This is a genomic window from Modestobacter italicus (genome assembly GCF_000306785.1).
Lineage (GTDB): Bacteria > Actinomycetota > Actinomycetes > Mycobacteriales > Geodermatophilaceae > Modestobacter > Modestobacter italicus.
The window spans coordinates 1062122-1076496 of the sequence record NC_017955.1; the positions used below are offsets into that span (position 1 = coordinate 1062122).

Consider the following 14375-nt stretch of genomic DNA (forward strand, 5'->3'; position numbering starts at 1 on the left):
GGCTCTGACGTCAGCCGGGGTAGCCCGGAGCCGCGGGCAGCCCGAAGAACTCCTCGAGGGTCCGCGTCCCGGTGCGCTGCAGCTCGGTCGCCAGCGCGACGCCCACGTAGCGGACGTGCCAGGGCTCGTACTTGTAGCCGGTGACGTCCTGCGCGCCGTCTGGGTAGCGGACGATCCAGCCGAACTCGGCGCCGTGGTCGGCGACCCACCGGCCCTCGGCGGTGGTGGCGAAGCAGCTCTCGATGTCGCAGCCGCCGCCACCGACGTCCGCGGCCAGCCCGGTCTGGTGCTCGCTGTAGCCGGGGCGGGCGACCTGGATCTCGGCCCGCGCCTCACCGAACCGGGCGACCTGGTTGCGGAAGGTGTCCACCTGGTAGTCGTAGGAGCGGTAGGCGCTCTGCAGGGTGACGGTCAGGCCCTGCGCGGCCGCGGCGGCGGTCATGTCGCGCATCGCCTGGGCGGCCTCGGCCCGCAGCTGCCGGCCGCCGATGTCGACCAGGTCGGCCGGCGCGTACTCCAGCGGGGCGAGCGGCCGAGCCTTGTCCACGACCACCCACAGGCTGTCCGGGGCGTCCAGGGACAGCTGGGTCCGGTCGAAGGTCGGCGCGGCCGGCGGCGGAGTCGCCGGCGCCGCGGACGACGTCGTCGCGGGCGCGCTGCTGGACGGCGCGGCCGCGCTCGTCGACGTCCCGGCGGCGTCGGCGGTCACCGGGGCGTCGGACGACCGGGCCTCGCGGACCAGCCCGACGACGGCGGCCACCACGGCCAGCAGCACCACCGTGACGACGACGCGGCGCGTGCTGGACCCGCGGCGGCGTGCCGCCCGGTGCGCTGCGCCTGGCCTGCTGCTGGCCACCCGTCTCCCCGGTGCTCGCTCGGCCGGGTGAGTCCCCGGACCGGTCAGGATCCTGGCACCACACCCGGCCCCCGGCGGCCAACCGGACCGGCTCGGCCGGTCGCGGTCAGCCGCGGTCGGCGCTGAGCTTCTCCAGCCGGTTCTGCAGCAGGGTCACGTACGGCGCCCGGGCCCGGGTGGCCCGCTCGTAGTCCAGCAGGTCGGCGACCGTCTCGATCGGGTAGCTGCGCAGCCGCCCGCGCAGCGCCGGGATGCTGAACGCGTCGTACCCCTCGACCGGGCTGGTGGCCCCGGCGCCGTCGCCCGCGGCCGGTTCGTCGCGCTCCGGCGTCACCAGCGGGTCGCTGGCGGCGCTGTCGGTGACGTCGCTGCCGGGGGTGACGCTCTCGGCCGCCTCCGGGCCGCCCAGGTCGACCAGCTCCTCGGCCGCCTCCTCGAGCGCGGCGACGTCCGGGCCGGCATCCCCGGCCGGCTCGGCTGCGACCAGCGGGTCGCTGGCGGCGCTGTCGGTGACGTCGCTGCCGGGGGTGACGCTCTCGGCTGCCTCCGGGCCACCCAGGTCGACGAGCTCCTCGGCGGCGTCCTCGAGCGCGGCGACGTCCGGGGTGTCGGCGGGGGTGTCGGCGGGGGTGTCGGCGGGGGTGTCGGCGGGGGTGTCGGCCGGCTCGGCCGGCGGGGCGTCACCGACCGCGGCGTCGGCGATGAGCTCGTCGGCGACGGCCTCCTCGACGGCGGCGTCCTCCAGGGCTTCTTCGAGGGCGACCGCCTCTTCCACGGCCTCCTCGACCGCGGCCTCTTCGAGGACGGCCTCGACGACCGCGTCCTCGACGGCGGCGTTCTCCACGGCTTCTTCGAGGGCGACCGCCTCTTCCACGGCCTCCTCGACCGCGGCCTCCTCGACCGCGGCCTCCTCGACCGCGGCCTCCTCGAGGACGGCCTCGACGACGGCCTCCTCGACGGCGGCGTCCTCCAGTGCCTCCTCGAGGGCGACCGCCTCCTCGACGGCCTCCTCGACCGCGGCCTCCTCGAGGACGGCCTCGACGACGGCCTCCTCGACGGCGGCGTCCTCCAGTGCCTCCTCGAGGGCGACCGCCTCCTCGACGGCCTCCTCGACCGCGGCCTCCTCGAGGACGGCCTCGACGACGGCCTCCTCGAGCGCGGCCTCGTCCTCGGCGGCTTCGGTGACGGTGTCGGCGCTCAGCTCGTCGAGCACCTCCTCGGGGACGTCGGCCCCGGCCGTTGCCCCGACCTCCGCGTCGACCTCGGTGGCCAGCTCGTCGACCACCGCGGTGATCGCGTCGGCCTGCGGGTCGTCGGGGAGCGCCGCGACCTCGGCCGGGCTGAGGTCCCCGTCGTCCGCGGTCAGCGCCAGGACGACGGCGGTCTCCTCCGGCAGGCCGTCGGAGTCCGGCAGGCCGTCGGAGTCGGCCAGGCCGTCGGACCCGGCCAGGGGCAGGTCGGCGACGGCCATGTCGTCGGCGAGCTCGTCGGAGAGCTGCTCGAACACCGGGTCGGACCCGGCGTCCAGCTCGGCGTCCTGCAGCGCGTCCTCGTCGACCCGGTCGAAGGCGGAGCTGCGGTTCGCGGTGGCGGGCGGGGGAGCGGCGGGGAGGTCGTCGTCGAAGGTCGCCATCCCGGGCTCGTCGTCGCCGCGCAGCCCGGTGAACAGCTCGTCGCCGCGGGCCACCAGCCCGGAGTACTGCTGCTGGAGCTTCAGCGAGTGCTGCAGGACCTGCCCGATGACGCGGACCGGCAGCCCGGGCAGCGTCGCGGGGAGCTTGCGGGCCTCATCGAGCACGGTGGCGGCCAGTCCGGCGAATGCGCGGACGACCTCGGGGATCTCTCGAGCCATGGCTCAAGCGTGCCCCACGCGACGATCAACGGCACCCGGACCTGTGATGTTGCACCCGTTTGGGGCCGGCCCGCCTGCAGGGGCCCGCCACGAGCTTGCGAGTGGTGGGGGGCAGGCGGGTCCTTTCATTACCATGGCCTCATGGTTGAACCGCGCGGACGCGTCCTGCTGGCCGACCCCCGGGGGTACTGCGCCGGCGTCGACCGGGCGGTGGTCGCCGTCGAGCGGGCACTGGAGATCCACGGCGCGCCGGTCTACGTCCGGAAGCAGATCGTCCACAACAAGCACGTCGTCGCCACCCTGGAGCGGCGCGGCGCGGTGTTCGTCGACGAGACCGACGAGGTCCCCGAGGGCGCCGTCGTGGTGTTCAGCGCGCACGGTGTCTCCCCGGCGGTCAAGGCCGAGGCCGAGGCCCGGTCGCTGCGGACGATCGACGCCACCTGCCCGCTGGTCAGCAAGGTGCACATGGAGGCCAAGCGCTTCGCCAAGGAGGACTACGACATCCTCCTGATCGGCCACCGCGGGCACGAGGAGGTCGAGGGCACGATGGGCGAGGCGCCGGCCCACACCCAGCTCGTCGACGGCGCCGACGACATCGCCTCCGTGCAGGTCCGCGACCCGGAGAAGGTGGTCTGGCTGTCCCAGACCACGCTGTCGGTCGACGAGACGCTCACCACCGTCGACTCGCTCAAGGCCCGCTTCCCCGGTCTGCAGAGCCCGCCCAGCGACGACATCTGCTACGCCACCCAGAACCGCCAGCAGGCCGTCAAGCAGATGGCCGGTGAGTGCGACCTGGTGATCGTGGTCGGCTCGACGAACTCGTCGAACTCCGTCCGGCTGGTCGAGGTGGCGCTGGAGGCCGGCGCCCGCGACTCCCACCTGGTCGACTTCGCCTCCGAGATCGACGAGGCGTGGCTGGAGGGGGTCGGCACCGTCGGCGTCACCAGCGGGGCCTCGGTGCCGGAGATCCTGGTCAGCGACGTGCTCGACTGGCTGGCCGAGCGCGGCTACCCGGACGTGTCGACCATCAAGGCCGCCGAGGAGCGGCTGGTGTTCGCGCTGCCGCACGAGCTCAAGCAGAAGCGCGCGGCGCTCGCGGTCGAGTCCGACTAGTCGAAGGACCCCTTCCTGCGTGTGCGGCTCAGCGCTTGGTGGCCATCCGGAACAGCGACAGCGCGACGGCCGCGCCGGTGGCGATGCCCATCGCCGGGAAGCCCCGGACCAGCAGCGTCGCCAGGCCCGGCAGGGTCAGGTCCGCGGACGGCGCCAGGGCGAGGTTGACCACTGCCACCGCGATGAACACCAGCGGCGGGGCGATCACCACGGTGAGCAGGTCCCGCCGGCGGACGATCAGGGTGGCCACCGCGGTGCCCGCGGTGAGCGCGACCAGGGTGATCATCCCCAGGCCCAGCCCGATGTAGGAGTCGGCGGCCGCGGCGACGAGGGTCAGCAGGAAGACGCCCAGGACGGCGAGGACGCCGCGCAGCCGGGAGTCCGGGACCGGCGCGGTGCGGGTCCGGCCGGATGCGGCGGACCCGATACGCCGGTCGTCGGCCGCGAGCCGGGGGACCTCGGCGGACGGCCGGGGCGGTCCGCTGCGGGCGGACCGGGGATCGGGGCCGCGGCGCTCGGGCGGGCGACCGCCACGGGCCGGGTGCCCGCGTTCCGGGCGCTCCCGCTCGGGCCGTTCGGGTGCGCGACCACGCGCACTGCTGCCCCCCGCACGCGGCGACGGGTACCCGCGGCCGGCCGCGGAGCCGGCGTCGTTGCGCTCTGCACGCACGGCTTCCTCCCGCCAGTCCCCAGCTCGAGCATCGACAGTGACCGGAGCGATGGTGCACCTCCTCGTCGACGGCAGCACGCGTCAACGCACCACCCGGTCGGGCCACGGTAACGGCCCTTCCTGAGTAGATCCTGGAGATCGCGGGAGTGGCGGGCCATAAGTCGCTGGTGTCGGGGGTGCCGGGTGGCGCTTTGTGCACAGCTGCACCTCTCCAGCCCCAGCGACCCCAGCCGCCGCGCGGGTGCCGGGCGCGGCTCAGCCGGCGCTGCCGTCGACCCCGCTGCCGTAGGCCGTGCTGCCGTAGACCGGGCCGCCGTACCCGGTGGCCGAGGGCCCGCTGCCGGGGACGGGGGAACGCACGCCGGGCAGCGGCAGCTCGGCCGGACGCGGGCCCGGCTCGCCGTCGGGCACCGACCGCAGCACCCGCACCGCGCCCTCGACCGGCCCCGGGGTGGGCACCGGCGCGGCGGCGACCCCGAGATCGTCGAACCGGCGGGTGGCCACCAGCACCGAGTTCTCGTAGGAGCCGACCGTCTCGTTGTAGCGGGTGAGCGCCGAGCCCAGGGCCGAACCGAGCCGGGTGAGGTGGCCGGACAGCGTGCTCAGCCGGGTGTGCACCGTGCGGCCGACCTCGAGCACCGCGGCGGCGTCCTGCGCCAGCCGCTCCTGGCGCCACGAGTAGGCCACGGTGCGGAGCAGGGCCAGCAGCGTGCTCGGCGTCGCGACGATGACGTCGCGGGCGAACCCGTGCTCCAGCAGCGCGGGCTCGGCCTCCAGCGCGGTGGTGAGGAAGCCGTCGGAGGGGACGAACAGCACGGTGAACGGCGCCGCCGAGCCGAACGCGGTGGGGTAGTGGCGGGCGGCCAGCGCGTCGACGTGGGTGCGCAGCTGGCGGGCGTGGTCGGCGACGCGCTGGGCGCGCACCGCCGGGTCGGTGGCCTGGACGGCGTCGATGTAGCCGGTGAACGGCACCTTCGCGTCGACGATCACCTGGCGCCCGTCGGCGAGGGTGACCACCAGGTCCGGCCGCACCCGGGCGCCGTCCTCCGTGGTGCCCGACGGCTGCTCGACGAAGTCGCAGTGCTCCAGCAGCCCGGCGACCTCGACCACCCGGCGCAGCTGCAGCTCGCCCCAGCGGCCGCGCACGTGCGGCGTGCGCAGCGCGGTGACCAGCGCCGCCGTCTCCTGGCGGAGCAGCGCCGAGGTCTGCCCGATCGTGCCGACCTGCTCGCGCAGCTCCCCGTGCGCGGTGGCGCGGTCCCGCTCGATGCCGGCCAGCAGCCGGTGCAGGTGGTCCAGCGACTCGTGCACCGGCTCGAGCGCGTCGGGCGCCGCGGCCGGCCGGGCGCGCAGCGCCACCACGCCGAGGGTCACGGCGGTGGCCAGCAGCGCGCCGAGGAGGAGCCCGAGGAGCAGGGAGGCGGCGTCCATGCCCGGGAGCCTGCCCCAGGGCTCCGACAGTTCCGGGTGAGCGGCGCCGGTCCGCGTGTCCCACAGTGGCGGCATGACCGAGTCCCCGCTGGCCCAGCCCCGGGCCGTCCACCACGTCCGGCTCACCGTCACCGACATCGCCCGGTCGAGGGCGTTCTACCGCTCGCTGCTCGGCGTCGACCCGGTCTTCGACTTCAGCGACCAGGTCGACGGCCCGGGCGTGCGCGAGGACCCGGAGCGGCTCTTCGGCGGGTGCGTGTTCCCGGTCGGCGAGCAGCTCGTCGGCCTGCGCCCGGTGGCCGCGACCGGCGACGTCTTCGAGTCCACCCGGGTCGGGCTGGACCACCTGAGCCTCGCGCTGGGCTCGCTGGCCGAGCTCCGGGCGGCCGCCGCCCGGCTCGACGAGGCCGGGGTGGTGCACGGGGAGGTCACCGAGCTCGACGGCCTGGGCCTGGCGATCCTGTCGGTCCAGGACCCCGACGACATCAACCTGGAGCTGTCCGCGCCGGTCTGAGGCTCACACGCCGACGGGGGCGTGCTCCGCCTCGTGGTCGAGCAGCCACCGCTTGACCGGCGTCCCCCAGCGGAAGCCGCCCAGCCCGCCGCCGGTGGCCAGCACCCGGTGGCAGGGCACGAACAGCGCCGCGGCGTTCCGCGCGCAGGCGCCGGCGGCCGCGCGGACCGCCGACGGGCGGCCGCACCGGGCGGCGAACTCGGCGTAGGTGTCCGGCCGGCCTGCGGGCACCGTGCGCAGCACCTCCCAGGCGTCGGTGAGGAACGGGCCGGACCGCTGCCGCACCGGCACGGCGTCGATGGCGGCGACGTCCCCGGCGGTGAACGCCGCGACGACGTCGAGCACCGGCAGGGTGTCGGCGCGCTCGACCCAGGTCGGCCGCAGCGACCGGTGGACGACGGGCAGCAGGTCGCTGACGTCGTCGGTCCAGCCGCTGGCCAGCACGACGTCCTCGCCGTCGGGCCCGGCGGTGACGACGACGGTGAACGGGCCGGGCGGGGTGGCGACGCAGGCGAACCGGGCGGGGGCGGTGCTCATGACGGGCTCCGATCGGAGAGGGGACCGCGGGTGAAGAGGGTGGGGACGGCGAGCGCCCAGAGGTGCATCACGGCGTAGGAACGCCACGGCCGCCAGCGCCCGTCGGCCTCGGCGTCGGAGCTGCCCAGCGCGGCCAGGCTGCGGCGCAGCGCCAGGTCGCCGGGCAGCCACACGTCGGGGTCGGCCAGCCCGCGCAGCCCGACCAGGGCCGCCGTCCACGGGCCGATCCCGGGCAGCGCCAGCAGCTGCCGCCGGGCCTCGTCCCGGTCCGCGCCCGGGTTGAGCACCACCGCGCCCTCGGCCAGCGCGGTGGCCAGGGTGTGCACGGTGCGCCGCCGCGCGCCGGTGAGCCCGACCGCGGTGAGGTCGGCCCCGGCCAGGTCGGCGGCGCGGGGGAAGGCGTGGGTCAGGGTGCCGACCGGCTCGGCCAGCGGGCGGCCCGCGGCGGTGACCACCCGGGCGGTGAGCGTGCGGGCGCCGGCCACCGACACCTGCTGGCCGAGCACCGCGCGGACGGCGAGCTCCTCGGCGTCCGGCGCGGTCGGCACCCGGCGTCCCGGCGCCCCGGCGACCAGCGGCGCCAGCGCCGGGTCCGCCCCGAGCACGGCGTCGATCGCGGCCGGGTCGGCGTCCAGGTCCAGCAGCCGCCGGCACCGGGTCACCGCGACCCCGAGGTCGCGCAGGTCGTGCAGCCGCAGCCGGGCGCTGACCGCCGCGCTGCCGTCCGGGGCGGGGGAGAGCCGGACGACGGCGGGCCCGTGCGGCAGGTCGAGCACCCGGGAGAACGTCGTCCCGTCCCACTCCTCCAGGCCCGGGGTGGCGTGCGCGCCGAGGAAGAGCAGCACCTCGTCGGCCGCGAACGGGGCGCGGGCGGCCAGCCGGAGGGTGAGCCACCCCGGGCTGCCCCCGTCGCTGCGCGGGGTCGCCGGGCGGAGCGCGGAGGGCGTCGTCCCGAACACCGACCGGACGGTGTCGTTGAACTGCCGGACGGAGGCGAAGCCGGACGCGAAGGCGACGTCGGCCATCGGCAGCAGCGTCGTCTCGATCAGCAGCCGGGCGGTCCTGGCGCGCTGCGCCCGGGCCAGCGCGAGCGGGCCGACGCCGAGCTCGGCGGTGAGCAGCCGGTGCAGCTGGCGCTCGGAGTAGCCGAGCCGGCCGGCCAGCCCCCCGACGCCGCCGCGCTCCACCTCGCCGTCGGCGATCAGCCGCATCGCCCGGGCGACGACGTCGGCGCGGACGTCCCAGTCGGGGGAGCCGGGGACGGCGTCCGGCCGGCACCGGCGGCAGGCGCGGAAGCCGGCCGCCTGGGCCGAGGCCGCGGTGGTGTGGAACTCGACGTTGCGCTGCAGCGGGGTCCGCGCCGGGCAGGAGGGCCGGCAGTAGATGCCGGTGCTGTGTACCGCGGTCACGAACCAGCCGTCGAACCGCGGGTCGCGGCTGGTCACCGCGCGGTAGCAGTGCTCCGCGTCGAGTCGTCCGCGCTCCAGGGTCCCGGTCACGGCACGAGCATGGCACCACCGGCGGGCGCTGACTGGCGGCTTTCGGACACCGCGGTGGGGGGTGCGTTCGACGTCCGCACCGAAGGGGCCTACCGTTCCAGCCACTAAGTACGAGAATCGAACCAACTGGAGCAGACTCGTGGACTTCCGCACCACCACCGCCCTCGTCACCGGCGCCAACCGCGGCTTCGGCCGGGCGCTCGCCGCCGAGCTCGTCTCCCGCGGGGCGACCGTCCTCGCCGGTGCCCGCCGGCCCGGGTCGGTCGACCTGCCCGGCGTCACCCCGCTCGCGCTCGACATCACCGACCCCGCCTCGATCGCCGCGGCCGCGGCGGCGACCGGGGACGTCTCGCTGCTGGTCAACAACGCGGGCATCGACACCCGCAGCAACCTGCTGACCGCCGACCTGGCCGACCTGCAGGCCGAGCTGGACACCCACTACCTGGGCACGCTGTCGGTGGTCCGGGCGTTCCTGCCGCAGGTCGAGCGGGCCGGCGGCACCATCGTGAACGTGCTGTCCGCGCTGTCCTGGGTCAGCTTCCCGGGCACCGGGGCCTACAGCGCGGCCAAGTCCGCGGCCTGGTCGATGACCAACGGGCTACGCGCCGAGCTCGCCCCCCGCGGCGTCACCGTCGCCGGGCTGCACGTCGGGTACATGGACACCGACATGGCCGCGGACGTCGAGGCGCCCAAGTCCGACCCGGCCGAGATCGCCCGGATCGCCGTCGACGCGATCGAGGCCGACAGCACCGAGATCGTGGCCGACGAGGTCAGCCGCCAGGTGCAGGCCGGTCTCGCCGGCGGGGTGGCGGCGCTGTACCCGCAGCTGACCCGCTGAGCCGGTCCGCCGTCCACCGATCGGTGGACGGCGGACCCGCACTCCGGTGGTCCCGGACGCGGCCGGCCGGCGACAGGGTGGGTGCATGACATCGACGCAGCTGGCACCGCCGGCGACCCCGACCGGCCCGGCGCCGGCCGTGCTCGTCCGCGGCCTCGCGAAGAGCTACGGAGGCCGGGCCGTCCTCGACGGACTCGACCTCGAGGTGCGGCGGGGCGAGTGCTTCGCCCTGCTCGGCCCGAACGGGGCGGGCAAGACCACCACGATCGAGGTGCTCGAGGGCGTGCGCCGCCGGGACGCCGGCGAGGTGCTGGTGCTCGGCGAGGACCCGGCGGTCGCGGGCCGCGGCTGGCGGGCCCGGGTCGGCGTCGTCAGCCAGGGCGAGGGCGCCGGCCAGGAGCTCAGCGTCCAAGAGACCCTCGACCACTTCGCGCACTACACCGCCACCCCGCGGCCCACCGCGGAGCTGCTGGCCGCCGTGGGGCTCACCGAGCAGGCCGGCACCCGGGTGCGCCGGCTGTCCGGCGGCCAGCGCCGCCGGCTGGCGGTCGCCCTCGGCGTGCAGGGGAGCCCCGAGCTGGTGTTCCTCGACGAGCCGACGACCGGGATGGACCCGGTCGCCCGCCGCCAGTTCTGGCAGCTGGTCCGCGACCTGCGGTCCGGCGGGACGACGGTGCTGCTCACCACCCACTACCTGGACGAGGCCGCGGAGCTCGCCGACCGGGTCGGCGTCGTCGCCGGCGGCCGGCTGGTCGAGGTGGCCCCGCCCGCCGAGCTGGGCGCCGCGCTGCGCCGGGTCGCCACCGTGCGCTGGCGGGAGGACGGCGACTGGCGCGAGGTGCGCAGCGAGACGCCGTCCCTGGTGCTGCGCGACCTGCTCGCCGCCACCCGGAACGAGGTGCCCGGCCTGTCCGTCACCCGTCCCGGCCTGGAGGACGTCTACCTCGCCCTCGTCGGTGCCACCCCCGGAGGAGACCCGCGATGACCACCGTCCTGGCACCCCGCCCCGCCCCGCCGTCGGCCGCGCGGATCGCGCTCGCCCGCACCGGTCTGGAGCTGCGGCTGTTCGCCCGCGAGCGGCAGCTCGTGGTGTTCACCTTCGCCTACCCGGTGCTGATGATGGTGATCTTCTCGGCGATCCTCGGGGGCGACGAGCGGCCGGGTGACATCCCGTTCCCGCAGTACTTCCTGGCCGGGATCGCGGCCACCGGCATCATGCTGATCAGCTTCCAGGCGGTCGGGACGACGGTCGCCGCCGAGCGCGAGGCCGGCCAGCTGGCCCGGCTGCAGCTGCTGGGCACCCCGCCGGCCGCCTACTTCGCGGGCAAGGCCGGGCAGGTGCTGGTCGCGGTGGCCGCGCAGCTCGCGCTGCTGCTGCCGGTGGCCCGCTACGGCTACGACGTCCCGATGCCCGTCGACCTCGCCCACTGGCTCACCTTCGGCTGGGTGGCCGTGCTCGGGGCGCTGGCCGGCACGGTGCTCGGGATCGCGGTGTCGGCGCTGCCGGGCAACGCGTCCTCGGTGACCACCGGCATCTCCGCGCTGGCGCTGGTCCTGCAGTTCTTCTCCGGCGTCTTCTTCGGCTTCCTGGAGCTGCCCGGCTGGATGCAGCAGCTCGCCGCGCTGTTCCCGCTGAAGTGGCTGACCCAGGGGATGCGGTCGGCGTTCCTGCCCGAGCAGGCGGGCGCGTTCGAGGTCGCCGGCAGCTGGGAGCACGGTCGCACTGTCCTGGTGCTGCTGGCATGGGTGATCATCGGTCTCGTGGTGTGCGTGCGGACGTTCCGGTGGCGTCGGGCCGAGGGGTGACCTCCGGCTCCGGCTGGCGCGCTGCCGTCGTCCCGGCCCGGGACGACGGCAGCAGCCCGTTGCCGCGTGGGACGGCCCGGGTGGTCGGCGGGGTGCTGCACCTGGCGTTCGCCGCGGTGGTCGCCGTCGCGCTGGTCGAGGCGCTGGACGGCGACCGCCCGCTGCTGGTGGCGGCACTGGCGGTGTGGGCGCTTTCCTACCTGCTGGCCGGTGCGTGGGCGGCGGTCGACGCCGGCGGCCTGCGGGCCGCCGGCTTCCTGGCGGTGCACGTCGCGGTGGTGGCGGTGCTGGCCTGGCAGCAGCCGTCGCTGCTGTTCGTCATGTGGGTCGCCTACCCGCTGGTCTGGTTCGTGACCGGGACGCTGCCGGCGGGCGTGCTGTGGACCCTGGTGCTCGCTGCGGCCGCCACCGCCGGCCCGCTGGTCGCCTGGACGCGCGGCGACGAGCCGCTGTGGGGGCCGGGGGAGACGCTGCTGGGCGCGGCGCTGAGCCTGCTCATGGGGCTGTGGGTGCACCGCCTGCTCACCCTGAGCGTGCAGCGCGACCAGCTCATCGCCGAGCTGCAGGCCACCCGCGACGAGCTGGCGGTCGCGCACCACGAGCGGGGCGTCGCGGCGGAGCGGGAGCGGTGGGCGCGCGAGGTGCACGACACCCTCGCCCAAGGCTACACGAGCATCGTCGTCCTGGCCCAGACGGTGGCGGCCCAGCTGCCGGCGGACCCATTGGCGGCCGCCGAGCGGGTGGCGCTCATCGAGGAGGTGGCCCGGGAGAACCTCGGCGAGGCCCGGGCCATGGTCGCCGCCTTCGCCCCGGTGGCGCTGGACTCCTCGACGCTGGTGGAGGCGCTGCAGCGGCTCGCCGAGCGGTTCGGCCGGGAGACCGGGCTGGCCACCCGGCTGGACACCTCCGCGCTGGGCGACGGCGGCGGCCTGTCCCGCGCCGAGGAGATCGTGCTGCTGCGCGGCGCCCAGGAGGCGCTGGCCAACGTCCGGCGGCACGCCTCGGCCACCGCGGTGGTGCTGCGGGTCAGCCGGGTCGGGACGGGTGCGTCGGCGCAGGTCTCCGTGCACGTCGAGGACGACGGCGTGGGCTTCGACGCCGCGGCCGCCCCCGGCGTCGGGCTGGCCGGGCTGCGGGACCGGGCGGCGCAGGTGGGCGGTGCCGTCGACGTGGTGTCCGCGCCGGGCGAGGGCACCCGGGTGACGGTGCGGGTGCCGGTCCGGTGACCCGGGTCCTCGTGGTCGACGACCACCCGGTGGTCCGCGGCGGGCTGGTCGGCTGGCTCGCCGCCCAGCCCGACCTGGACGTCGTGGCGGAGGCCTCCGACGGGCTCGAGGCGCTGGCCGCGGTCGCCGAGCACCGCCCGGACGTCGTCCTGATGGACCTGCGGATGCCGCGGATGGACGGCGTGACGGCGACCGGCCGGATCGCCGCCGCGCACCCCGACGTCCGGGTGCTGGTGCTGACCACCTATGACACGGACGCCGACATCGTGCGGGCCGTCGAGGCCGGCGCGACGGGCTACCTGCTCAAGGACACCCCGCTGCCGCAGCTCGCCGACGCCGTCCGGGCCGCGGCCCGCGGGGAGACCGTGCTGGCGCCGCCGGTGGCGGCGAGGCTGATGTCCCGGATGCGCGCGCCGGCCGTCGAGGCGCCGACCGCCCGCGAGCTGCAGGTGCTCGCCGGGGTCTCCCGCGGGCTGACCAACGCCGAGATCGGCCGAGAGCTGTTCATCGGCGAGGCGACGGTGAAGACCCACCTGCTGCGGGTGTTCGCCAAGCTGGGCGTCGACGACCGGACTCGGGCCGTGCTGGTGGCCGTCGAGCGCGGGCTCCTCCCCGGCCCCGGCGCCGCCTGACGGCCTCCTGACGCCCGGCTCACTGCCCCTCCGCCAAAGGCGCGCTTTCGGTGGTCCGGCGTCTTCCGCGGCACCTTGTCAAGGGCGTCTCCGGATCTGTGGGCAGGCGTCTGACCTGGGGATTCAGGTCGCGAGATGGTGCTTGTTCCGCTAGACTTCGTACAGGTGTTCGAAGACGTGGCGGAGGTGTCCAGTGGGCGAGTTGCAGTCCGCGCTCGATGCGCTCGCCGCTGAGGACCTCTTCGCGCTGCCCTCGGGTGCGGTCCTGGCGCGCACGGCGGCGCTGCTGCAACTGGCCAATCGGGTCGCCGCGGAGCTGACCCGCACCGTGCGGCACGCTGACGCCACCGGCGCGGCTGAGCATGACGGTAAGAAGACGATGGCCTCCTGGCTGCGCGGCCACGGCCATCTCACCCCTGGCGAAGCCGGTCGGATGGTGCGCTCGGGTCGGGCCTTGGAGCATCTGCCGGCCACCGCGGCGGCGTTTGCCGACGGCACGGTGACTGCCGGGCAGGTGGCTGCGATCGCGCCGATCGCGGACGACGCGGCGCGGGCTGCCGCGGACGCGCAGGGCGTGGACCTGGGCGTCATCGACCAGGCGCTGGTCGTTGTCGCGCACAGTGAGTCTCACGCGCGGTTGCCGCAGGTGGTGCACCACTACCGGGAGGCCCTCGACCCCGACGGGGCCGAGCCCGACCCCACCGAGGGACGGCGGTTCACTGTCACCCGGCACGCCGATGGCAGCGGCACCGGCCGCTTCGACCTGGATGCGGTCGGGATCGAGAAGGTGCTGGCCGGGATCGAGTCGATCGTGCAGGCCTCCCGCCCGAAGGGTGATGAGCGGACCCGCGCCCAGCAGCAGGCCGACGCCCTGGTGCAGCTGGTCGACAACCAGCTGGCTGCCGGGAACCTGCCCACGCTGCGGACGCAGAAGCCGCACGTGGTGCTCGGGCTGGACATGGACGACTTCGTCGACCCCGCGACCAACCCCGGCGCCGCCAGGACAGGGTTCGGGTCGCAGATCTCGGCCGCGCGGGCCCGCTGGCTGGCCTGCGACGGCAGCATCTCCCGCATCGTGATGGGCCCCGACGGGGTCCCGCTGGACCTGGGCCGCGACCACCGGGTGGTCACGCCCGGGCTCCGCAAGGCCGTCGAGGCCCGCGACGGGCACTGCGTGTTCGCCGGATGCGATGCCCCGACGCACTGGTGCGACGTCCACCACCTGATCCACTGGATCAACGGTGGGGAGACCAACCTGGACAACTCCGGGCTGCTCTGCGAACGGCACCACACCAAGGTCCACCACGGGTTCCGGGTCGAACGAGATCCCGACGGGCGATGGCACACCTGGCGGCCCGACGGCACCGAGATCCTCATCGGACCGAGACTGCTCGTCTGACG

Annotated in this window: 14 protein-coding genes; 8 read left to right on the forward strand and 6 right to left on the reverse strand. The window is 75.7% G+C overall.

Features of this window, described 5'->3' with window-relative positions:
- Positions 1-10: 10 nt before the first annotated feature.
- On the reverse strand, positions 11-856 hold the full coding sequence (locus tag MODMU_RS05105) for a M15 family metallopeptidase (protein WP_197537382.1): 846 nt from the start codon (positions 854-856) through the stop codon (positions 11-13).
- A gap of 106 nt (positions 857-962) precedes the next feature.
- Complete coding sequence (locus MODMU_RS05110) at positions 963-2708, reverse strand: hypothetical protein (RefSeq protein WP_014739117.1); 1746 nt, start codon at positions 2706-2708, stop codon at positions 963-965.
- A 141-nt stretch (positions 2709-2849) separates the two neighbouring features.
- Here MODMU_RS05110 and MODMU_RS05115 point away from each other — a divergent pair, with 141 nt between their 5' ends.
- Positions 2850-3821, forward strand: coding sequence for a 4-hydroxy-3-methylbut-2-enyl diphosphate reductase (locus MODMU_RS05115; RefSeq protein ID WP_014739118.1), 972 nt, complete (start codon positions 2850-2852; stop codon positions 3819-3821).
- 28 nt (positions 3822-3849) lie between these two features.
- On the opposite strand, the gene MODMU_RS05120 is transcribed toward MODMU_RS05115, so the two are convergent.
- Complete coding sequence (locus MODMU_RS05120) at positions 3850-4491, reverse strand: DUF6542 domain-containing protein (protein WP_014739119.1); 642 nt, start codon at positions 4489-4491, stop codon at positions 3850-3852.
- 255 nt (positions 4492-4746) lie between these two features.
- The gene (locus tag MODMU_RS05125) at positions 4747-5922 is read right to left on the reverse strand and encodes a DNA recombination protein RmuC (RefSeq protein WP_014739120.1); all 1176 of its coding nucleotides are present in this window, start codon (positions 5920-5922) and stop codon (positions 4747-4749) included.
- 73 nt (positions 5923-5995) lie between these two features.
- On the opposite strand from MODMU_RS05125, the gene MODMU_RS05130 reads away from it, so the two are divergent.
- The gene (locus MODMU_RS05130; protein WP_014739121.1) at positions 5996-6436 is read left to right on the forward strand and encodes a VOC family protein; all 441 of its coding nucleotides are present in this window, start codon (positions 5996-5998) and stop codon (positions 6434-6436) included.
- A gap of 3 nt (positions 6437-6439) precedes the next feature.
- Here MODMU_RS05130 and MODMU_RS05135 read toward each other — a convergent pair whose 3' ends face one another.
- Entirely contained in the window at positions 6440-6973 is a 534-nt protein-coding gene (locus MODMU_RS05135) for a methylated-DNA--[protein]-cysteine S-methyltransferase (RefSeq protein WP_014739122.1), read from the reverse strand.
- Positions 6970-8472, reverse strand: coding sequence for an AlkA N-terminal domain-containing protein (locus MODMU_RS05140; protein ID WP_014739123.1), 1503 nt, complete (start codon positions 8470-8472; stop codon positions 6970-6972). Before MODMU_RS05140 ends, MODMU_RS05135 begins: the two co-directional genes overlap by 4 nt.
- Before the next feature lie 139 nt (positions 8473-8611).
- On the opposite strand from MODMU_RS05140, the gene MODMU_RS05145 reads away from it, so the two are divergent.
- From MODMU_RS05145 to MODMU_RS05170, 6 genes are all read left to right on the forward strand, one after another.
- Positions 8612-9310 (forward strand): SDR family oxidoreductase, encoded by a 699-nt coding sequence (locus MODMU_RS05145; RefSeq protein ID WP_014739125.1) that lies wholly within the window; start codon positions 8612-8614, stop codon positions 9308-9310.
- An 85-nt stretch (positions 9311-9395) separates the two neighbouring features.
- Positions 9396-10295, forward strand: a complete 900-nt coding sequence (locus tag MODMU_RS05150; RefSeq protein WP_014739126.1) for an ABC transporter ATP-binding protein — start codon at positions 9396-9398, stop codon at positions 10293-10295.
- Positions 10292-11116: an ABC transporter permease gene (locus MODMU_RS05155; RefSeq protein WP_014739127.1), complete on the forward strand. Its 825-nt coding sequence runs from the start codon at positions 10292-10294 to the stop codon at positions 11114-11116. The genes MODMU_RS05150 and MODMU_RS05155 overlap by 4 nt, the downstream gene beginning before the upstream one ends.
- The gene (locus MODMU_RS05160) at positions 11095-12342 is read left to right on the forward strand and encodes a sensor histidine kinase (protein WP_231851766.1); all 1248 of its coding nucleotides are present in this window, start codon (positions 11095-11097) and stop codon (positions 12340-12342) included. The genes MODMU_RS05155 and MODMU_RS05160 overlap by 22 nt, the downstream gene beginning before the upstream one ends.
- Positions 12339-12974, forward strand: coding sequence for a response regulator (locus MODMU_RS05165; RefSeq protein ID WP_014739129.1), 636 nt, complete (start codon positions 12339-12341; stop codon positions 12972-12974). The genes MODMU_RS05160 and MODMU_RS05165 overlap by 4 nt, the downstream gene beginning before the upstream one ends.
- 193 nt (positions 12975-13167) lie before the next feature.
- On the forward strand, positions 13168-14373 hold the full coding sequence (locus MODMU_RS05170; RefSeq protein ID WP_014739130.1) for an HNH endonuclease signature motif containing protein: 1206 nt from the start codon (positions 13168-13170) through the stop codon (positions 14371-14373).
- The last annotated feature ends 2 nt before the right edge of the window (positions 14374-14375 follow it).